The organism is Rhizobacter sp. Root404 (assembly GCF_001425865.1).
Lineage (GTDB): Bacteria > Pseudomonadota > Gammaproteobacteria > Burkholderiales > Burkholderiaceae_C > LMDS01.
In genome coordinates, this window is record NZ_LMDS01000005.1 from 532461 (window position 1) to 551607 (window position 19147).

20 protein-coding genes are annotated in these 19147 nt (G+C 67.5%); 14 read left to right on the plus strand and 6 right to left on the minus strand.

The window, feature by feature from the left end:
* Positions 1 to 45: 45 nt before the first annotated feature.
* Positions 46 to 522, plus strand: a complete 477-nt coding sequence (gene greA, locus ASC76_RS16635; protein ID WP_056468736.1) for a transcription elongation factor GreA — start codon at positions 46 to 48, stop codon at positions 520 to 522.
* Positions 522 to 980 carry a DUF4149 domain-containing protein gene (locus ASC76_RS16640; RefSeq protein WP_056468739.1) on the plus strand — a complete coding sequence of 153 codons (459 nt, stop codon included), beginning with the start codon at positions 522 to 524 and terminating at the stop codon, positions 978 to 980. Before greA ends, ASC76_RS16640 begins: the two co-directional genes overlap by 1 nt.
* Here ASC76_RS16640 and ASC76_RS16645 read toward each other — a convergent pair.
* Positions 955 to 1431 carry a YhbY family RNA-binding protein gene (locus tag ASC76_RS16645; protein ID WP_056468742.1) on the minus strand — a complete coding sequence of 159 codons (477 nt, stop codon included), beginning with the start codon at positions 1429 to 1431 and terminating at the stop codon, positions 955 to 957. The genes ASC76_RS16640 and ASC76_RS16645 overlap by 26 nt on opposite strands.
* 20 nt (positions 1432 to 1451) lie before the next feature.
* On the opposite strand from ASC76_RS16645, the gene ASC76_RS16650 reads away from it, so the two are divergent.
* From ASC76_RS16650 to phoR, 11 genes are all read left to right on the plus strand, one after another.
* The gene (locus ASC76_RS16650) at positions 1452 to 2168 is read left to right on the plus strand and encodes an RlmE family RNA methyltransferase (protein ID WP_056468745.1); all 717 of its coding nucleotides are present in this window, start codon (positions 1452 to 1454) and stop codon (positions 2166 to 2168) included.
* Between the two features lie 153 nt (positions 2169 to 2321).
* The gene (gene ftsH / locus ASC76_RS16655) at positions 2322 to 4229 is read left to right on the plus strand and encodes an ATP-dependent zinc metalloprotease FtsH (protein WP_056468748.1); all 1908 of its coding nucleotides are present in this window, start codon (positions 2322 to 2324) and stop codon (positions 4227 to 4229) included.
* Between the two features lie 69 nt (positions 4230 to 4298).
* Positions 4299 to 5135, plus strand: coding sequence for a dihydropteroate synthase (folP, locus tag ASC76_RS16660; RefSeq protein WP_235580491.1), 837 nt, complete (start codon positions 4299 to 4301; stop codon positions 5133 to 5135).
* Between the two features lie 37 nt (positions 5136 to 5172).
* On the plus strand, positions 5173 to 6504 hold the full coding sequence (glmM, locus tag ASC76_RS16665; protein ID WP_056468750.1) for a phosphoglucosamine mutase: 1332 nt from the start codon (positions 5173 to 5175) through the stop codon (positions 6502 to 6504).
* A gap of 128 nt (positions 6505 to 6632) precedes the next feature.
* A complete protein-coding gene (gene pstS / locus ASC76_RS16670; protein WP_056468754.1) occupies positions 6633 to 7673 on the plus strand; it encodes a phosphate ABC transporter substrate-binding protein PstS in 1041 nt (346 codons plus the stop codon).
* A gap of 111 nt (positions 7674 to 7784) precedes the next feature.
* The gene (gene pstC / locus ASC76_RS16675; protein WP_056468757.1) at positions 7785 to 8762 is read left to right on the plus strand and encodes a phosphate ABC transporter permease PstC; all 978 of its coding nucleotides are present in this window, start codon (positions 7785 to 7787) and stop codon (positions 8760 to 8762) included.
* Positions 8759 to 9649: a phosphate ABC transporter permease PstA gene (gene pstA, locus ASC76_RS16680; RefSeq protein ID WP_056468760.1), complete on the plus strand. Its 891-nt coding sequence runs from the start codon at positions 8759 to 8761 to the stop codon at positions 9647 to 9649. The genes pstC and pstA overlap by 4 nt, the downstream gene beginning before the upstream one ends.
* 9 nt (positions 9650 to 9658) lie before the next feature.
* Positions 9659 to 10444: a phosphate ABC transporter ATP-binding protein PstB gene (gene pstB, locus ASC76_RS16685; protein WP_056468763.1), complete on the plus strand. Its 786-nt coding sequence runs from the start codon at positions 9659 to 9661 to the stop codon at positions 10442 to 10444.
* A gap of 19 nt (positions 10445 to 10463) precedes the next feature.
* Entirely contained in the window at positions 10464 to 11171 is a 708-nt protein-coding gene (phoU, locus tag ASC76_RS16690; RefSeq protein WP_056468767.1) for a phosphate signaling complex protein PhoU, read from the plus strand.
* 11 nt (positions 11172 to 11182) lie between these two features.
* On the plus strand, positions 11183 to 11920 hold the full coding sequence (gene phoB, locus ASC76_RS16695) for a phosphate regulon transcriptional regulator PhoB (RefSeq protein ID WP_056468771.1): 738 nt from the start codon (positions 11183 to 11185) through the stop codon (positions 11918 to 11920).
* Positions 11921 to 11936: 16 nt separating this feature from the next.
* Entirely contained in the window at positions 11937 to 13283 is a 1347-nt protein-coding gene (gene phoR / locus ASC76_RS16700; RefSeq protein ID WP_056468774.1) for a phosphate regulon sensor histidine kinase PhoR, read from the plus strand.
* Here phoR and ASC76_RS16705 read toward each other — a convergent pair.
* A complete protein-coding gene (locus ASC76_RS16705; RefSeq protein WP_056468777.1) occupies positions 13264 to 14154 on the minus strand; it encodes a LysR family transcriptional regulator in 891 nt (296 codons plus the stop codon). The genes phoR and ASC76_RS16705 overlap by 20 nt on opposite strands.
* A gap of 100 nt (positions 14155 to 14254) precedes the next feature.
* Between ASC76_RS16705 and ASC76_RS16710 the strand changes: the two genes are divergently transcribed.
* On the plus strand, positions 14255 to 15124 hold the full coding sequence (locus ASC76_RS16710) for an MBL fold metallo-hydrolase (protein WP_056468780.1): 870 nt from the start codon (positions 14255 to 14257) through the stop codon (positions 15122 to 15124).
* Positions 15125 to 15137: 13 nt separating this feature from the next.
* Here ASC76_RS16710 and ASC76_RS16715 read toward each other — a convergent pair whose 3' ends face one another.
* The 4 genes from ASC76_RS16715 to trxA form a co-directional block, all read right to left on the minus strand.
* Positions 15138 to 16826 (minus strand): hypothetical protein, encoded by a 1689-nt coding sequence (locus ASC76_RS16715; RefSeq protein WP_056468783.1) that lies wholly within the window; start codon positions 16824 to 16826, stop codon positions 15138 to 15140.
* Between the two features lie 75 nt (positions 16827 to 16901).
* Complete coding sequence (locus ASC76_RS16720; protein WP_056468786.1) at positions 16902 to 17162, minus strand: type B 50S ribosomal protein L31; 261 nt, start codon at positions 17160 to 17162, stop codon at positions 16902 to 16904.
* Positions 17163 to 17259: 97 nt separating this feature from the next.
* The gene (gene rho / locus ASC76_RS16725; protein ID WP_056468796.1) at positions 17260 to 18522 is read right to left on the minus strand and encodes a transcription termination factor Rho; all 1263 of its coding nucleotides are present in this window, start codon (positions 18520 to 18522) and stop codon (positions 17260 to 17262) included.
* A gap of 245 nt (positions 18523 to 18767) precedes the next feature.
* Positions 18768 to 19097, minus strand: coding sequence for a thioredoxin TrxA (gene trxA, locus ASC76_RS16730; RefSeq protein ID WP_056468802.1), 330 nt, complete (start codon positions 19095 to 19097; stop codon positions 18768 to 18770).
* Positions 19098 to 19147 lie beyond the last annotated feature (50 nt).

The window sequence follows — 19147 nt, forward strand, 5'->3', positions numbered from 1 at the left end:
GCGCCCGGCGGCGGACTCATTTTTGCCCCAGGGTTTCGATACATCATGGCCACCATTCCGCTGACCGTTCGCGGTGCCGAAAAGCTCAAGGAAGAACTCGCGCGCCTGAAAGGCGTCGAGCGTCACGCCGTCATCCAGGCCATCTCCGAGGCGCGCGCCCAGGGCGATCTGTCCGAAAACGCCGAGTACGAGGCCGCCAAGGACAAGCAGGGCTTCATCGAGGGCCGGATTCTCGAGATCGAGAGCAAGCTTGCGGCCGCGCAGATCATCGACCCGAAGACGCTGAACGCCGAAGGGCGCGTGGTGTTCGGCGCGACCGTCGACCTCGAGGACGAGGACAGCGGCGCCGCCGTGACCTACCAGATCGTCGGCGACGACGAGGCCGACCTGAAGAAGGGACTGATCTCGATCAGCTCGCCGATCGCGCGCGCGCTGATCGGCAAGTCCTCGGGCGACGTGGCCGAGGTGCAGGCGCCGGGCGGCGTGCGGCACTACGAAATCATCGCCGTGCGCTACGCCTGATGCGTTTGGCGGCTCGGTTCGCGGCGCTGATCGCCGGCGTCTGGGCCGGCATCCTGGTGTGCATCGCCGCGATCGCCGCACCGTCGGCCTTCGCCGTGCTGGCGCGGCCGGATGCGGGGCGGTTCGTCGGGCGCCTGTTCGAGCAGGAGGCCTACCTGAGCCTGGCGCTGGCGGTCGTGCTGCTGGTCCTCGAGCGCAGCCGGCGCACCGGCGAGCCCGGCGTGGCCGGGCAGCCCTCGCTGTTCACCGCCAACCTGATGCTGCTGCTGGGCACGCTGTTCTGCACCGTCGCCGGGCACTTCGCGCTGCTGCCCATGATGGACGCAGCGCGGGCCGGGCAGGGCAGCCTGTCGTTCGGCGCGCTGCACGGCATCTCGGCCGGCTTCTTCGCCCTGAAGGGGCTGCTGGTGCTGGCGCTGGCGTGGCGCCTGCTCAGGACGACTGCGACGACTTCTTGACGCTGGTCTTGCGCTTGGCCGCGCGCTTCAGCTCGCCGCCGGCGGCGATCCGCATGTTGCCGGCCACGGTGATCTTCTTGACCTGGGCGCGGTGGTTGCCGCTCTTCGAGAACTTCAGGATCTTGACGACCCGCGGACCGGCGCCGCGGCCCTCGCGCTCGACCTTCTCCTTCGGCGGCATCGGCCGCCACAGCACCAGCAGTTTGCCGATGTGCTGGATCGGCGCCGCGCCGAGCACGTCGGCCAGCGTCGTGAAAATGGTTTCGCGCGTCGCGCGTTCGTCGGAGAACACCCGCACCTTGATCAGGCCGTGGGCGTTCAGGGCCGCGTCCACTTCCTTCTCGACCGCCGGCGTCAGCCCGTCGGAACCGATCATCACCACCGGGTCGAGGTGATGGGCAGCGGCGCGGTGGTCCTTGCGCTGGGCGGGTGTCAGTTGGATCGCAGTCATCGTCCTATTATCTCTTCCAGATGAAAACCCAGACCAAAAGCAAGAAGGTGAACAAGCAGTGGTTGCACGACCACGTGAATGACACCTACGTCAAGCTGGCGCAGCGCGAGGGCTACCGCGCCCGCGCGGCGTACAAGCTGAAGGAGATCGACGAGGAGATGCACCTGATCAAGCCGGGGCAACTGGTGGTCGACCTCGGCTCGGTGCCGGGTGCCTGGAGCCAGTACGTGCGGCGGCGATTCGCGCCGAAGGAGGTCGGCGCCGGTGGCGCGGCCGCCGGTGCATTGAACGGCACGATCATCGCGATGGACGTGCTGCCGATGGAGCCGATCGAGGGCGTCACGTTCCTGCAGGGCGACATCCGCGAGGACGAGGTTCTGGCGCAGCTCGAGGCGCTGGTCGGCGGTCGGCCGGTCGACGTGGTCGTCTCCGACATGGCGCCCAATCTCTCCGGCATCGAAAGTGCCGACTCCGCCCGCATCTCCCACCTGGTCGAGCTCGCGGTCGAGTTCGCCCAGGCCCATCTGACGCCGCAGGGCGCGCTGGTCTGCAAGGTGTTCCACGGCAGCGGCTACAACGACCTGGTCCGGTTGTTCAAGAGCACGTTCCGGATCGTCAAGCCGGTCAAGCCGAAGGCATCGCGTGACAAGTCCTCGGAGACCTTCCTGGTCGGAATCGGGCTCAAGGTGCTGGCTCAAGGTCGATTTCCGAAGGCCGATATGGACGCCAAGGGGTGAGGTCCGCCCGGCGAACAGCCTGATACACGCCCGCCAGCCGGGGAGAATGAGTCGGGCTGCGGCCCTTGACTGGACTAAAATCGTCCACAAATGGCTGGAATGGCGGCTCGCGGAGCCCTGCCTCTGTGGTCATGCCCCGAAAATGGAGTCGCGGTGAACAATCAATGGTTCTCTAAAGTTGCGGTCTGGTTGGTCATCGCACTCGTGCTGTTCACGGTGTTCAAGCAGTTCGATCGAACCGCGGCCCAGGGCAGCGCGATGGGCTACTCGGAGTTCCTCGAGGAGGTCCGCGCCAAGCACATCAAGAGCGTCGTCCTGCAGGACGTGGGCGGCGGCAGCACCGAGATCCGCGCCAAGACCACCGACGACAAGGACGTCCGCACCACCGCCACGCAACTCGATCGCGGCCTGGTCGGCGACCTGATCAACAACAACGTCAAGTTCGACGTCAAGCAGCGCGAAGAACCGTCGCTTCTGCTGGGCATCCTCGCGTCGTGGGGCCCGATCCTGCTGCTGATCGGCGTGTGGATCTACTTCATGCGCCAGATGCAGGGCGGCGGCAAGGGCGGGGCGTTCAGCTTCGGCAAGAGCAAGGCCCGCATGCTGGACGAGGCCAACAACACGACCACCTTCGCCGACGTCGCCGGTTGCGACGAGGCCAAGGAAGAAGTCAAGGAACTGGTCGACTTCCTGAAGGACCCGCAGAAGTTCCAGAAGCTCGGCGGGCGCATCCCGCGCGGCGTGCTGCTGGTCGGCCCTCCGGGGACCGGCAAGACGCTGCTCGCCAAGGCGATCGCAGGTGAAGCCAAGGTGCCGTTCTTCTCGATCTCGGGTTCCGACTTCGTCGAGATGTTCGTCGGCGTCGGCGCGGCGCGCGTTCGCGACATGTTCGAGCAGGCCAAGAAGAGCGCCCCCTGCATCATCTTCGTCGACGAAATCGACGCTGTGGGTCGCCACCGCGGTGCCGGCTTGGGCGGCGGCAACGACGAACGCGAGCAGACGCTGAACCAGATGCTGGTCGAGATGGACGGCTTCGAGACCAACCTCGGCGTGATCGTGATGGCCGCGACCAACCGGCCGGACATCCTCGACCCGGCGCTGCTGCGCCCGGGCCGCTTCGACCGACAGGTCTACGTGACGCTGCCCGACGTGCGCGGCCGCGAGCAGATCCTCAACGTGCACATGCGCAAGGTGCCGGTCGGTCAGGACATCCGCGCCGATATCCTCGCGCGCGGCACGCCGGGCTTCTCGGGTGCCGATCTGGCCAACCTGGTCAACGAGGCCGCGCTGTTCGCAGCGCGCCGCAGCGGCCGCGTCGTCGAGATGAACGACTTCGAGAAGGCCAAGGACAAGATCATGATGGGGCCGGAGCGCAAGTCCATGATCATGGCCGAGGAGGAGCGCAAGAACACCGCGTACCACGAGTCGGGCCACGCGCTGGTGGCGCGCCTGATGCCGAAGGCCGATCCGGTGCACAAGGTCACCGTGATCCCGCGCGGCCGGGCGTTGGGCGTGACGATGCAGTTGCCCGAAGGCGACCGCTACAGCACCGACAAGATCCGCATGCTCAGCACGATCGCGATCCTGTTCGGCGGCCGCATCGCCGAAGAGGTGTTCATGGGCGAGATGACCACCGGTGCCAGCAACGACTTCGAGCGCGCCACCCACATCGCCCGCGACATGGTCACCCGCTACGGCATGACCGACGCGCTGGGCACGATGGTCTACGCCGAGAACGAGGGCGAGGTGTTCCTGGGCCGTTCGGTCACCAAGACCACGACGATGAGCGAGCAGACGATGCAGGCCGTGGACCGCGAGATCCGCCGCATCATCGACGAGCAGTACGGCGTCGCGCGCAAGCTGATCGAAGACAACAAGGACAAGATGCACGCGATGGCGAACGCGCTGCTCGAGTACGAGACGATCGACACCGAGCAGATCGACGACATCATGGAGGGCCGCCCGCCGCGCCCGCCGAAGGACTGGACGCCGTCGATGAGCAAGACGGTGCCGCCGACGCAACCGCCGGCGGCGCCGGGCACGGCGACCGCCACGGCCTGATCGGCGAACGCGACTACCAGACACGGGGCTTCGGCCCCGTTTCTCATGATGAATCAGGATCGACCGGCGATGACGTTCTGGCAGACCACCCGCTACCGCATCGACCTGGCGCGCCCGCAGGTCATGGGCATCGTCAACGTGACGCCCGATTCCTTTTCCGACGGCGGCGCGCATGCCAGCACGGCAGCGGCGATCGCGCATTGCCGGCAATTGCTCGACGAAGGGGCGGACGTCCTGGACATCGGCGGCGAGTCGACGCGGCCGGGCTCGCACCCGGTCTCGGTGGACGAGGAACTGGCGCGCGTGCTGCCGGTGCTCGACGCTGCACTCACGCTCGGCTGCCCCGTCTCGGTCGACACCAGCAAGGCCGCGGTGATGGCCGCGGTGCTGGCCCGCGGCGCCGACATCATCAACGACATCAACGCCCTGCAGGCGCCGGGCGCGCTCGACGCAGTCGCCGCGCACTCGGACTGCGGCGTCTGCCTGATGCACATGCGCGGTACGCCCGAGTCGATGCAACTCCGACCGCAGTACGCCGACGTGGTCGAGGAGGTTGCGGCCTTCCTGCGCGAGCGCATGGCGGCGCTTCGGGGGCGCGGCATCGCCGCCGAACGCATCACGCTGGATCCCGGCATCGGCTTCGGCAAGAGCGTCGCGCACAACCTCGACCTGCTTCGGCGACAGCGCGAACTGCTGGCCCTCGGCCGGCCGCTGCTGGTCGGGTGGTCGCGCAAGTCGACGCTGGGCGCGATCACCGGGCGTGACGTGGACCAGCGCGTGACGGCGAGCGTCGTCGCGGCGCTGGCGGCGGTGGAGTCGGGTGCGGCGATCGTGCGCGTGCACGACGTGGCGGCCACCGTCGATGCGCTGAAGGTCTGGCGGGCCGCCGGCCTGGCGCGCGGATAATCCGCGCTCCGGGAGCGAGACAAGAGCAGGCAGATTCATGACGAGCAGAGCATTCTTCGGCACCGACGGCATCCGTGGCACGGTCGGCCAGGCGCCCATCACGCCCGACTTCATGCTGCGCCTGGGCCACGCGGTCGGCCGCGTGCTGAAGGCCAGCGAGGCGCGGCCGACCGTGCTGATCGGCAAGGACACGCGCATCTCCGGCTACATGATCGAATCGGCGCTCGAAGCCGGCTTCGCCTCGGCCGGCGTCGACGTGCTGCTGACCGGCCCGCTGCCCACGCCGGGCATCGCCTACATGACGCGCGCACTGCGCCTGAGCCTCGGCGTGGTGATCAGTGCGTCGCACAACCCGTTCGGCGACAACGGCATCAAGTTCTTCTCGGCCCGCGGCGAGAAGCTGCCGGACGCGTGGGAGCAGCAGGTCGAATCGGCACTGGAACAGCCGCCGCAATGGGTCGATTCGGCGAACCTCGGCAAGGCCAGGCGAATCGACGACGCGCGCGGCCGCTACATCGAATTCTGCAAGGGCACGTTCAGCAGTGAACTGTCGCTGAAGGGTCTGAAGATCGTCGTCGACGCGGCCAACGGTGCGGCCTATCACGTCGCGCCGGACGTCTTTCACGAGCTCGGCGCCGAAGTCGTCGCGATCGGCTGCAGCCCGAACGGCACCAACATCAACGCCGGCTTCGGCGCCACTTCCCCGGCGGCGCTGGTCGCGGCGGTCCAGGCGCAAGGGGCCGACTACGGCGTGGCGCTCGATGGCGATGCCGACCGGCTCCAGCTGGTGGATCGGGCCGGCCGCCTCTACAACGGCGACGAGCTGTTGTATCTGATGGTGACCGACCGCCTGGCCCAGCACCTGCCGGTGCCCGGCGCCGTCGGCACGCTGATGACCAACATGGCGGTCGAGGTGGCGCTGCGCGAACGCGGCGTGGCCTTCGTCCGCGCCAAGGTCGGCGACCGCTACGTGCTCGAGGAACTGGTGGCGCGCGGCTGGCAGCTCGGTGGCGAGGGCTCGGGCCACTTGCTGGCGCTCGACAAGCACACGACCGGTGACGGCATCGTCAGCGCGCTGATGGTGTTGCAGGCGGTGTCTCGCAGTGGCCGCTCGCTGGCCGAACTGCTGGCCGACGTCACGTTGTTCCCGCAGACCTTGATCAATGTCCGGCTGCAGCCGGGCACCGACTGGGCCTCGAACCCGCGCCTGGCCCGGGCGCAGGCTGCCGTCAGCGGCGAGCTCGGCAACGCCGGGCGCGTGCTGATCCGGCCGTCCGGCACCGAGCCGCTGGTCCGTGTGATGGTCGAGGCACGCGACGCCGCAGTCGCGCAACGAAGCGCCGAGCGCATTGCCGACACCCTGCGCTGACCCTAAAAAACGCGGCGACGCCCGGTAAAGGACGTTTGTGACAGGCGCTTCGCGGCACTGTCACAGAGCTGTCACACGGCGCTCATAGAGTTCACGGCATCGATCCATCACCGCAGAAAGGTGTGCCCGTGAAGCTCTCCAAGATTCGTACTTCCCTCCTGATCGCCGCGTTCGGCGTCGCCAGTTCCGCGGTCTTTGCGCAAGACGTGACCGGGGCCGGCGCGTCGTTCCCGGCGCCGGTGTATGCCAAGTGGGCCGATGCCTACAACAAGGCCACCGGTGCGCGCATCAACTACCAGTCGGTCGGCTCCGGCGCCGGCATGAAGCAGATCGTCGCCAAGACGGTCGACTTCGGTGCGTCGGACGCACCCCTGAAGGACGAGGAACTGGCCAAGGACGGCCTGATCCAGTTCCCGATGGTCATCGGCGGCGTCGTGCCGGTCGTCAACATCAAGGGCATCGCCCCGGGCCAGTTGAAGCTCAACGGCCAGGTGCTGGGCGACATCTATCTCGGCAAGATCACCAAGTGGAACGACCCGGCCATCACCGCGCTGAACGCCGGTGTGGCGCTGCCGGACGCCGCGATCGCGCCGGTGCGTCGCGCCGATGGCTCGGGCACCACCTTCAACTTCACGAATTACCTGTCCAAGGTCAACGCCGAGTGGAAGACCAAGGTCGGTGAAGGCACGGCCGTGAACTGGCCGACGGGCGCCGGCGGCAAGGGCAACGAGGGCGTCTCGGCGTTCGTGCAGCGCCTGCCGAACTCGATCGGCTACGTCGAATACGCGTACGCGAAGCAAAACAAGATGGCGTTCACGCTGCTGCAGAACCAGTCCGGCGCGTTCGTGGCGCCCGACGACGACACCTTCAAGGCCGCTGCCGCCAACGCCGACTGGAACAAGTCGTTCTACCAGGTGCTGACCGGGCAGCCGGGCAAGGACTCGTGGCCGATCACTGCCGCCACGTTCATCATGATGCACAAGGTGCAGGACAAGCCGGTCAACGCCACCAACGCGCTCAAGTTCTTCAGCTGGGCCTACGCCGACGGCGACAAGATGGCCGCCGACCTCGACTACGTGCCGATGCCTGATTCCGTCAAGGTGCTGGTGCGCAAGCTCTGGGCCGACAGCATCAAGGACGCTTCGGGCAAGACCGTCGCCGCGAAGTAAACGACTAACCCTCGAAGGCCGCGCTTTGCGCGGCCTTGCCGTGTCCGATCGAATCGAGGAAGCAACGTGGCCGCTACACTCCCCGCGACACCGTACAACGAGCCCCTGAAGATGGACCGTACCCGCTCGTCAGGCCGCCCGCCGGCACCGCGGCGCGCGGCTCCCTGGGCCGACACCCTGTTCTCGATCCTCGCCCATGGCGCGGCGTGGGTGACGCTGCTGCTGCTTGCCGGGATCATCGTCTCGCTGGTCATCGGCGCGGCACCGGCGATCAAGGAATACGGCCTGTCGTTCCTCTGGACCAGCGACTGGGATCCGGTGCAGAACAAGTACGGCGGCCTGGTGATGATCTACGGCACGCTGATGACCTCGCTGATCGCGCTGGTCATCGCGGTGCCGGTCAGCTTCGGCATCGCGCTGTTCCTGACCGAACTCTCGCCGGCCTGGCTCAAGCGCCCGCTCGGCACCGCGATCGAGCTGCTCGCCGCGATCCCGTCGATCGTCTATGGCATGTGGGGCCTGCTGGTGTTCAGCCCGCTGCTGTCCGAATACGTGCAGCAGCCGCTGCAAGCCGTGTTCAGCGGCGTGCCGTACATCGGCGCGCTGTTTTCCGGGCCGCCGGTCGGCATCGGTCTGCTCTCCGCCGGCATCATCCTGGCGATCATGATCATCCCGTTCATCGCCTCGGTCATGCGCGACGTGTTCGAGGTCACGCCGCCGTTGCTGAAGGAATCGGCCTACGGGCTGGGTTCGACAACCTGGGAGGTGATGTTCAAGGTCGTGCTGCCGTACACCAAGACCGGTGTGGTCGGCGGCATCATGCTCGGCCTCGGGCGCGCCCTCGGCGAGACGATGGCGGTCACGTTCGTGATCGGCAACCAGAACCAGCTCAACTCGGCGTCGTTGTTCGAGGCGGCCAACTCGATCACCTCGGCCCTGGCGAACGAATTCGCCGAGGCCGGCGCCGGCCTGCACCAGGCCTCGCTGATCTACCTCGGGCTCGTGCTGTTCTTCATCACCTTCGTCGTGCTGGCCTGCTCGAAGCTGCTGCTGTCACAGCTCAAGAAGAGCGAAGGGGCGCGCGCATGAACACGTTGACCACCCCGGCGCCGCGCGACACGGCGCTGCACGCCGCGCGCATCGGCAAGTACCAGCGCCGCAAACGCGTCAACGCGATCGCGTTGACGCTCTCGCTGGCGGCAATGGCCTTCGGGCTGGTCTGGCTGCTGTGGATCCTGATCGAGACCGTGCGGCTCGGCCTGGGCGGGCTGACGCTGTCGCTGTTCACCGAGATGACGCCGCCGCCGCAATCGGACACCGGCGGCCTGGCGAACGCGATCTTCGGCTCGGTCACGATGGTGTCGCTCGCGACGCTGCTGGGCACGCCGATCGGCATCCTGGCCGGCATCTACCTGGCCGAGTACGGACAGAAGACCTGGCTCGGCAGCGTGACCCGCTTCATCAACGACATCCTGCTGGCCGCGCCGTCCATCGTGATCGGCCTGTTCATCTACTCGGTCGTCGTCGCGCGCATGAAGAGCTTCTCCGGCTGGGCCGGGGTGCTCGCGCTCGCGTTGATCGTGATCCCGGTGGTGATCCGCACGACCGAAAACATGCTGTCGCTGATTCCGAACGCGCTGCGCGAGGCGGCCTATGCGCTCGGCACGCCGAAGTGGCGGGTCATCATGACCGTGACGCTCAAGTCGGCCCGCGCCGGCGTGCTGACCGGCATCCTGCTGGCGCTGGCGCGGATCGCCGGAGAAACCGCGCCGCTGTTGTTCACCGCCTTGTCGAACCAGTTCTGGACCAGCGACCTCGGCTCGCCGATGGCGAGCCTGCCGGTCACGATCTTCAAGTTCGCGATGAGCCCGTACGAGAACTGGCAGAAGCTGGCGTGGGCCGGCGTGTTCCTGATCACTATCGGCGTGCTGGTGCTGAACATCCTGGCGCGCACGTTCCTGCGCAACAAACACTGAGGCCATCCCATGGACATCAAGGTCAACTTGCCCGTCACCGAGAAGCCCAAGCTCTCCGTGCGCAATCTGAACTTCTACTACGGCAGCTTCCAGGCGCTGAAGAACATCAACCTGGACATCCCCGAGCACAAGGTGACCGCATTCATCGGGCCGTCGGGCTGCGGCAAGTCGACGCTGCTGCGCACCTTCAACCGGATGTTCGAGCTGTACCCCGACCAGCGCGCCGAGGGCGAGATCCTGATCGACGGCGAGAACATCCTGACCTCGAAGGATGACGTCTCGCTGATCCGCGCCAAGGTCGGCATGGTGTTCCAGAAGCCGACCCCGTTCCCGATGTCGATCTACGACAACATCGCGTTCGGCGTGAAGCTGTTCGAGACCTTGCCGCGCATCGAGATGGACGAGCGCGTCGAGTGGGCGCTGAAGAAGGCCGCGCTCTGGAACGAGGTGAAGGACAAGCTGAACCAGAGCGGTTCGGGCCTGTCCGGCGGCCAGCAGCAGCGGCTGTGCATCGCGCGCGGCATTGCGATCAAGCCCGAGGTGCTGCTGCTCGACGAGCCGTGCTCGGCGCTGGATCCGATCTCGACCGGCAAGATCGAGGAGCTGATCCACGAACTGAAGAGCGACTACACCGTCGTGATCGTCACGCACAACATGCAGCAGGCGGCGCGCTCGTCGGACTACACGGCCTACATGTACCTCGGCGACCTGATCGAGTTCGGCCCGACCAACGAGGTCTTCATGAAGCCGAAGAAGAAGGACACCGAGGACTACATCACCGGGCGCTTCGGTTGAAGCGCCAAGGAGACTTCACATGAGCGACAAACACCTCTCGACCCAGTTCGATGCCGAACTCAGCGGCATCTCCACGCGCGTGCTCGAAATGGGCGGCATGGTCGAATCCCAGGTCGCGCGTTCGGTCTACGCGCTGACCAACTTCAGCGCCGAGATCGCTTCCGAAGTGCTGGCGACCGAAGAACGCGTGAACCAGACCGAGATGGAGATCGACCGCGACCTCTCGACCATCATCGCCCGGCGCCAGCCCACCGCGCGCGACCTGCGCCTGCTGATCGCGATCTCGAAGACGATCGCCAACCTCGAGCGGGTCGGCGACGAGGCGGCACGCATCGCACGCACGGTGCAACGGCTGCTGAACAGCGGCGTCTCGAGCCGTTTGCGGCTGCCGGTGAAGGACCTCGCGTACGAATCGGAGCTGGCGGTCTCGCAGCTGCGCAAGGCGCTCGACGCGTTCGCGCGGCTCGACGTGGACAAGGCCGTCGAGGTGCTCAAGCAGGACGACCTGATCGACCAGGAGTTCGAGGGCCTGATGCGCAAGCTGATCACCTTCATGATGGAGGACCCGCGCACGATCTCGTCGAGCATCGACCTGGTCTTCGTCGCCAAGGCGATCGAGCGCGTCGGCGACCACGCGAAGAACCTGGCGGAGCAGATCATCTACATCGTCAAGGGCACCGACGTGCGCCACAACTCGGTGGGCGACGTGGAATCCCTGGTTCGTTGAAAGTCCACGCCATGAGCCGCATCCTCGTCGTCGAAGACGAATCCGCGATCGCCGAACTGATCTCGATCAACCTGCGACACGCGGGGTTCGAGGTCACCATTGCCGCCACCGCCGAGCAGGCGCAGGCCGCCGTCGATGGCGTCTTGCCGGACCTGATCATCCTCGACTGGATGCTGCCCGGGCAGTCGGGCCTGGCACTGGCCAAGCGCTGGCGCAGCGAGGCGCGCACGCGCGAGCTGCCGGTCATCATGCTCACCGCGCGCGCCGACGAGGCCGACAAGATCCAGGGCCTGGACGCCGGTGCAGACGACTACCTCACCAAGCCGTTCTCGACCAACGAGCTGATGGCCCGCATCCGCGCGGTGCTGCGCCGCAAGGCACCGGAAGCGCTGGACAGCGTGGTCGCCGTCGGTCCACTGAAGATCGACCCGGCGACGCGCCGCGTCAGCGGCGAGCTGAACGGCGAGCCGCGCGAAGTCAAGGTGGGTGCGACCGAGTTCCGCCTGCTGCACTTCTTCATGACCCACCCGGAGCGCGTGCACAGCCGCGCGCAGCTGCTCGACCGGGTCTGGGGCGACCATGTGTTCATCGAGGAACGCACCGTCGACGTCCACGTCAAGCGCCTGCGCGAGGCGCTCGGCCCGGTGCAGTGTGCGCCGATGATCGAGACGGTGCGCGGTGCCGGCTACCGCCTGACCCAGCAGGGCGTGGCCGGCGCGACCGGCGCGGCCGCCGCGCTGTCGGCTTGATTCGACTGTCCGCGCGATGACCTGGTTGCTGCCGCGGCTGGTCGCGGTGCTGATCGCCACGGTGCTCGGCGGCGTCGCCGGGCTGATGATCCCGGGGCACTCGGTCCCGCTGTTCGGCGCGCTGCTCGGCTTCGCGTTCGCGCTCGGCGTGATCGGGGTGCGCGACACGCTGAACGGCTACCGCCTGATCACCTGGCTGCGCGGCTCGCAGGAGACGCAGGCGCCGCGCGACGCCGGCCTGTGGGGCGAGCTCGGCTACCGCATCGAACGCTCGATCCGCCAGCGCGAGCAGTCGGCCGTGGCCGAGCGGGTGCGGCTCACCCAGTTCCTGTCCGCGATCGAGGCCTCGCCGAACGGCGTGATGCTGCTCGACGCCGGCGACCAGATCGACTGGTGCAACTCGCTCGCCGCCGACCACTTCGGGCTGGATCCGCAGCGCGATCGGCGCCAGCGCGTGACGAACCTGGTGCGTGCGCCGGCCTTCGTCGCCTACTTGCAAGGCGGTCGCTTCGACGAGCCGATCCGCATGCCCGACCCGCGCGGCCGCCGCACGCTCTCGGTGCTGGTGCGCGGCTACGGCGAGGGCCTGCGGATCGTGCTCTCTCAGGACATCACCGAACGGGAGAACTCCGACGCGATGCGCCGCGACTTCGTCGCCAACGTCTCGCACGAGATCCGCACGCCGCTGACGGTGCTGGCCGGCTTCATCGAGACGATGACGAACCTGCCGCTGACCGAGGTCGAGCGCAAGCGCGTGCTGGTGCTGATGACGCAGCAGGCCGACCGCATGGGCACGCTGGTCAGTGACCTGCTGACGCTGGCGCAGCTCGAAGGCAGTCCGCGTCCGCACGCCGATCGCTGGGTCGCGCTCGGGCCGCTGCTGGCGCAGGTGGCGGCCGACGCGGCCGTGCTCTCCGCCGGCCGACACACGCTGAAGTTCCCGACGCCGCCGGTCGAAGCGCAGATCGCCGGCGCGCAAACCGAGTTGCTCAGCGCGATCACCAACCTGGTTAACAACGCGGTGCGCTACACGCCGGAGGGCGGGCGCGTCGAGCTGAGCTGGCGCGTGCTGGCCGATGGCTCGGGCGAGATCGCGGTCATCGACACGGGCCTGGGCATCGCGCGCGAGCACATTCCGCGCCTCACAGAGCGCTTCTACCGTGTCGACGGCAGCCGTTCGCGCGACACGGGTGGCACCGGGCTTGGGCTGTCGATCGTCAAGCACGTCGCGCAACGGCATGGCGGCGAGCTGCACATCCAGAGCGAGGTTGGGCAGGGCTCGACCTTCCGGCTGGTGTTCCCGGCGGCGCGGGTGCGTGCGGCCGTGGCGCCAGTGGCCGCGCTCACCATGGCGGCGAACTGAAACGTTCGACCAGGAAGTCGAGCAGGGCGCGTACCGCCGGCGAGAGGTGCCGGCGCGACGCGTAGAGCGCGTAGATCGTCATCGGAGGCAGGCGCCAGTCCGCCAGCACCACCTGCAATTCGCCGCGTGCCACCGCGGCGTTCGCGAGGTAGGTGGGCAGCAGCGCGATGCCGCCTCCGGCGAGCGCGGCATGCAGCAGCACGGTCGACTCGTTCGCGGTGCAGTGGCTGCTGACATCGACGTCGAGCGCCTGCGCGTCGCGCGACAGCGTCCAGGTGCTCTTGCCGAAATGGGTGTGGCTCAGGCACCGATGCGCCGCGAGCTCGGCCGGCTGCTGCGGCGTGCCGCGCAGCGCGAGGTAGGCCGGCGCCGCCACCAGCACGGAATCGCACGGCGCGAGCGGGCGGGCGATCAGCAGCGGCGCCGGGTCGCGGCTGATGCGGATCGCCAGGTCGATGCGGGCCTCGACCAGATCGAGCGCGCTGTCGCCGACGTTCAGGTCGATCCTCAGCCTCGGATGCAGCGCCAGGAACGCGGCGATCGCGGCGGCGAGGTGGGCGTGGGCGAAGGACATGCTGCAGGTCAGGCGCAACTGGCCGCGCAGGGTGTCGGCGCCGGCCGCGGTTTCCTCCTCGACGGTTGCGGCCAGTTCGAGCATCTGCTGGCTGCGGCGCAGCGCCTGCTCGCCGGCATCGGTGAGCGTCACGCGGCGCGTGGTCCGGTGCAGCAGGCGCGCCTGGAGCCAGTCCTCCATCTCGGCGACATGGCGCGTGACCATCGCGCGCGACATCTCGAGCTTGTCCGCGGTCGCTGTGAAGCTGCCACTGAGCGCGACTTCGCAGAACACCCGCATCGCGGTGAGTCGGTCCATATTTGATCGGATTTCGAAACAGATCTGCGCGGATTTTGCCGTTTATTGATTCGAAAAGTGAAATCAAACTGCTGTCATCGCAACTTGACCGAGAGATCCCATGATCCGCACCACGCTTTCCGCCGCGACCCTGCTGTTCGCCCTGGGCACCACTGCTGCCGGCGCCGCCCAGCCGCTCCAGCTGACGGTCTACACGGCCGGGCCGACCAGCTTCAACGTCGATTCCGCCCTGGTCTATGGCGCCAAGGAGGCCCTGGTGATCGATGCGGGCTTCAGCCGCGCCGACGCGTTGCGCATCGCCGCCAACGTGCTCGACAGCGGCAGGCAGCTCAAGACGATCTACGTCAGCCAGGCCGACCCGGACTACTACTTCGGCGTCGAGGTGTTGAAGGAGTTCTTCCCCGACGCCGAGGTGGTCACCACGCCGGCCGTGCTCGCCAAGCTCAGCGCCAAGCACGCCGGCAAGGTCGCGTTCTGGGGCCCGAAAATGGGCGCGAACGCGCCGCGCAGGCCGGTGCTGCCGAAGGCGCTGGAGGGCCACACGCTGACGGTCGATGGCGAGACGATCGAGATCCGCGGCACGACCGGCCTGCTGGCGCACCGCCCGTATGCCTGGATTCCGTCGCTGCGCGCGATCGTCGGCAACATCGCGGTGTTCGGCCAGTTGCACGTGTGGACCGCGGACACGCGCGCACCGGCCGAGCGCGCTGCCTGGGTCGCACAGCTGGACGAGATGGCCGCGCTGCAGCCCGCGATCGTCGTGCCCGGCCACATGGTGCCCGGCACGAAGACCGATGCCACGGCAATCGCGTTCACGAAGGACTACCTGCTGACCTTCGAGAAGAACCTGGCGACGGCACCCAACGGCGCGGCGCTGATCGATGCGATGACCCGCGCCTATCCGACGGCGGGCGGCGCGCTGTCGCTCGACATCGGCGCCAAGGTCAACAAGGGCGAGATGCCCTGGTAGGCAACGCGTCGCCTCAGCGGTTCGCCGTTGCGGCGGGCCGAGTCGCCGCGCGGCGGTAGATCGCGGTGATCTCGTCCTCGCTGGTGTTGCGTCGCTCGCGGGCAAGCAGTCTCCAGCTTGCGCCCGGCGCCGCCGGGCGCGCACGCGTCTCGGTCAGCAACAGGTAATCGCAGCGGGTCGCTTCGGGCGTTTCCCGCGCATCGACCCGGTAGCCGCCGAGGTGCTCCAGCGCGACGAGTTGGGCGCGCGCCATGTTCGGCGCTGCGACGCAGGCGGAGGTCGGCACGCGGTGCGCGATGCGCTGGATCAACGAGCGGTAGCTGCGGGCCTGATCGAGCGGCGCGAGCAGGAGCGTCATCACCAGCAGCCAGCAGAGCGAGACGCCGCTGGCCGGAAGCACCAGACTCTTCCACAGCGGATGTCGGTTGCGCCCGGTGCGCCACTTGACGAGCCACAGCCAGGCCAGCGTCCCGGCCGCGGCCAGGGCCAGCGTCACCACGGAGAAGCTGGGCACGTACCCCGGAGCGACGCGCTCGATGCTGGCCGCCGCCTTGGCTGGCACGCCGGTCTGGATCGCGACGTAGTACAGCCAGATCGCCGCCGCGGCGAGGGTGAAGAAGCACACCGAGAACCAGTCGATCGCCGCGGCAGTGCTGCGCTGGAGCGTCGGCAGCGCAAATGCCGCGAGCACGGCCAGCGGCGGCAGACCGAGCATCAGTGCGCGTTCCGACCCGCCCATTGCCAGGCACGCGATCAGGCTGACAAGCACGCCGATCAACGGGATCGCGATGTGCCGGTCCGACAGTTGGCCGCGCCAGCGCCACAGCGTCCACAGCGCGAGCGGCCAGGCCGGCCACGTGAACCAGGCGAGCAGCCGCAGGATCTCCCAGACGCCTGCGAGCGACCAGGCGCCGGCGCCGATTCGCCAGGCCCAGGCCCCGAGCGCGAGCGCGGCGCCTGCCGACAGTACGGTGGCCGCCGCGATCCACGGCACGAAGCGTCGCGCCGGCTCGTAGCCCGAGGCGCGGCACACGAATCCGCCGGCGACACCGAGCGCCACCGCGATCGCCGGCGCGCCGCTGGCCGCGAGCGCGGGCAGGGCGACCAGCACCGCCACGCGCGCCGCGAGCACGCGGAACGGGCTCGCGGCGAGCGCGTAGACGAACAGCGACACGCTGGCCAGCTGCGCCAGCTCCGGCGTGGTCTCGTGCCCGAGCTGCAGCAGACCGAGCGACGCGATCAGCGCCAGCAGCGCGCCGTCGGCGATCGCGCGCGCATAGTCGATCGGGTTCGCCTCGCCGCCGAACGCGAAGGGCAGCGGCTGTGCCGCTTCGGTGCGTGCGAGGTGGTAGGTGCTGTACCAGGTCAGCACCAGCACCAGCACGAGCAGCAACGCGAACGGAATGCGCGCGGCCAGGGCGGGCTCGACCCACGGGCCGAGCAGCTTGATGAAGCCGGCACCGATCCAGTAGGGCAGCAGCGCGGCGTCGGCCGGCAGGCCGCCGACGGTCGGCGCGAGCCAGCCGGTGCGGCCCTGCGCGATGTTCACCATGTAGCCGAACGCGGTGATGTCGGCGCTCTTCCACGGGTCCCGCCCGAACACGCCGGGGATCACGTAGGCCGCGCAGAACAGCAGCAGAGCCAGGCGCGGCATGCGCTGTGCGGCGCGCTGGGTGACGAGGGCAGGGTTCGGCGAGTTCAAGGCGCGAATGATGCAGCAACTCGGGCAACAAAAAAGGCAGCCGGAGCTGCCTTTTCTTCGGGGCAAGAAGGGGAATTACTTCTTCGCGCCCAGGTGCGCAAACTTGTTGCGGAACTTCTCGACGCGGCCGCCGAGCGAGTCGACGCTCTTTTGCGTGCCGGTGTAGAACGGGTGCGATTCGCTGGTGCTCTCAAGCTTGAACAGCGGCAGCTCGCGGCCATCTTCCATCTTGATGGTTTCCTTGCTGGTCGCGCACGAGCGCGTCACGAACTTGAAACCGTTGGACAGGTCCACGAAGCAGACTTCGCGGTACGTGGGGTGAATGCCTTCTTTCATGGGAGCCTCGTCGCTGATTGATCGGTAGCCACGCCGAACCGTTCGGCGCACTTTCCGGATTGCGGAAAACCCGAGATTATAGCCCGGGTCGAGCGCGTTACCCGCCGCGCCGCATCATGTCGAAGAAGTCGTGGTTGTTCTTGGTCGACTTCATCTTGTCGAGGATGAACTCCATCGCCTCGATCTCGTCCATCGGATACAGCAGTTTGCGCAGGATCCAGGTCTTCTGCAGGATCTCGGGCTGCAGCAGCAGTTCCTCGCGCCGCGTGCCGCTCTTGTTCAGCAGGATCGACGGGTAGACGCGCTTCTCGGCCATGCGGCGATCGAGGTGGATCTCGCAATTGCCGGTGCCCTTGAATTCCTCGTAGATCACCTCGTCCATGCGCGAGCCGGTGTCGACCAGCGCGGTGCCGATGATGGTCAGCGAGCCGCCTTCCTCGACGTTGCGTGCGGCGCCGAAGAAGCGCTTGGGGCGCTGCAGCGCGTTCGAGTCCATGCCGCCGGTCAGCACCTTGCCGGAGGACGGCAGCACGTTGTTGTAGGCACGGGCCAGGCGGGTGATCGAGTCGAGCAGGATCACCACGTCCTTCTTCATCTCGACCAGGCGCTTGGCGCGCTCGATCACCATCTCGGCGACCTGCACGTGGCGGGCGGCAGGTTCGTCGAACGTCGAGCTGATCACTTCACCGCGCACGGTGCGGACCATCTCGGTCACTTCTTCGGGCCGCTCGTCGACCAGCAGCACGATGAGGTGCACGTCGGGGTGGTTGGCCACCAGCGCGTGCGCCATCTGCTGCATCATCACCGTCTTGCCGGTCTTGGGCTGGGCAACGAGCAAGGCGCGCTGACCTTTGCCGATCGGCGCGATCAGGTCGATGATGCGGCTGGTGATGTTCTCGTCCGACTTGATCTCGCGCTCGAGCTTGAACTGCTCTTTCGGGAAGAGCGGCGTCAAGTTCTCGAACATGATCTTGTGCTTGCTCTCCTCCGGCGCGACGCCGTTGACGCGGTCGACCTTGACCAGCGCGAAGTAGCGTTCACCGTCCTTCGGCACCCGCACTTCGCCTTCGATCGCGTCGCCGGTGTGCAGGTTGAAGCGCCGGATCTGGCTCGGGCTGAGGTAGATGTCGTCGGTGCTCGCCATGTAGCTCGCGTCCGGCGAGCGCAGGAAGCCGAAGCCGTCCGGCAGCACCTCGAGCACGCCGTCACCGAATACCTGCTCGCCGGCCTTCGCGCGCTTCTTCATGATCGCGAACATCAGTTCCTGCTTGCGCAGGCGGGCGACGTTCTCGATCTCCAGTGCCTCGCCCATCGTGATGAGCTCGGAGACGTGGATCAGTTTCAGTTCGGACAGATGCATGGGCGAGTGACCCCGGGGTGAGTGGCGGCGCCGACGCCCCGGCAAGGGTGCGCAGGCTCGCGAAGCGAACAACGAGCGACAACGGGAGTGGGGTGCCGATTCCACGCGCCGCCGGTTCGGGCGTCGTGGCCGCCGAAACCGCTTCGGCAGCCCTCAGGGCGTGGGGGCGAAAATCTTGGCGGCAGGTCTACAAAGAACAACCGGCGGCTTGGGTAAAGCGCCGGCTCCCGCCGCGTTGAGCAGAATTATAGATGACCGTCGAGGAACGCGGTCAACTGGGCTTTCGACAGGGCGCCGACCTTGGTCGCCGCGAGCTGGCCGTCCTTGAACAGCATCAGCGTCGGGATGCCGCGGATGCCGAACTTGGCGGGCACGTCACGGTTCTCGTCGACGTTCATCTTCGCGATCTGCAGGCGACCGTCGTAGTCCTTCGAGACCTCGTCGAGGATCGGGGCAATCATCTTGCACGGGCCACACCACTCGGCCCAATAGTCGACCAGCACGGGCTTGGTCGACTTCAACACGTCGGTGTCGAACGACGCGTCGGAGGTGTGTTTGATCAGTTCGCTGCTCATGGTTTGTCCTCGAGGCTGCACCGCAAGAAGTGGGTGGCAAGGCACAATGA

Bases quoted from the DNA above. Each gene is read 5' to 3' on its own strand.
- pstC (WP_056468757.1), top strand. From the start codon at position 7,785: ATGGACCGTACCCGCTCGTCAGGCCGCCCGCCGGCACCGCGGCGCGCG.
- ASC76_RS16640 (WP_056468739.1), top strand. From the start codon at position 522: ATGCGTTTGGCGGCTCGGTTCGCGGCGCTGATCGCCGGCGTCTGGGCC.
- ASC76_RS16650 (WP_056468745.1), top strand. From the start codon at position 1,452: ATGAAAACCCAGACCAAAAGCAAGAAGGTGAACAAGCAGTGGTTGCAC.
- phoB (WP_056468771.1), top strand. From the start codon at position 11,183: ATGAGCCGCATCCTCGTCGTCGAAGACGAATCCGCGATCGCCGAACTG.
- glmM (WP_056468750.1), top strand. From the start codon at position 5,173: ATGACGAGCAGAGCATTCTTCGGCACCGACGGCATCCGTGGCACGGTC.
- pstA (WP_056468760.1), top strand. From the start codon at position 8,759: ATGAACACGTTGACCACCCCGGCGCCGCGCGACACGGCGCTGCACGCC.
- trxA (WP_056468802.1), bottom strand. From the start codon at position 19,097: ATGAGCAGCGAACTGATCAAACACACCTCCGACGCGTCGTTCGACACC.
- phoR (WP_056468774.1), top strand. From the start codon at position 11,937: ATGACCTGGTTGCTGCCGCGGCTGGTCGCGGTGCTGATCGCCACGGTG.
- ASC76_RS16710 (WP_056468780.1), top strand. From the start codon at position 14,255: ATGATCCGCACCACGCTTTCCGCCGCGACCCTGCTGTTCGCCCTGGGC.
- rho (WP_056468796.1), bottom strand. From the start codon at position 18,522: ATGCATCTGTCCGAACTGAAACTGATCCACGTCTCCGAGCTCATCACG.
- phoU (WP_056468767.1), top strand. From the start codon at position 10,464: ATGAGCGACAAACACCTCTCGACCCAGTTCGATGCCGAACTCAGCGGC.
- ASC76_RS16705 (WP_056468777.1), bottom strand. From the start codon at position 14,154: ATGGACCGACTCACCGCGATGCGGGTGTTCTGCGAAGTCGCGCTCAGT.
- pstB (WP_056468763.1), top strand. From the start codon at position 9,659: ATGGACATCAAGGTCAACTTGCCCGTCACCGAGAAGCCCAAGCTCTCC.
- ASC76_RS16720 (WP_056468786.1), bottom strand. From the start codon at position 17,162: ATGAAAGAAGGCATTCACCCCACGTACCGCGAAGTCTGCTTCGTGGAC.
- ASC76_RS16645 (WP_056468742.1), bottom strand. From the start codon at position 1,431: ATGACTGCGATCCAACTGACACCCGCCCAGCGCAAGGACCACCGCGCC.
- folP (WP_235580491.1), top strand. From the start codon at position 4,299: ATGACGTTCTGGCAGACCACCCGCTACCGCATCGACCTGGCGCGCCCG.
- greA (WP_056468736.1), top strand. From the start codon at position 46: ATGGCCACCATTCCGCTGACCGTTCGCGGTGCCGAAAAGCTCAAGGAA.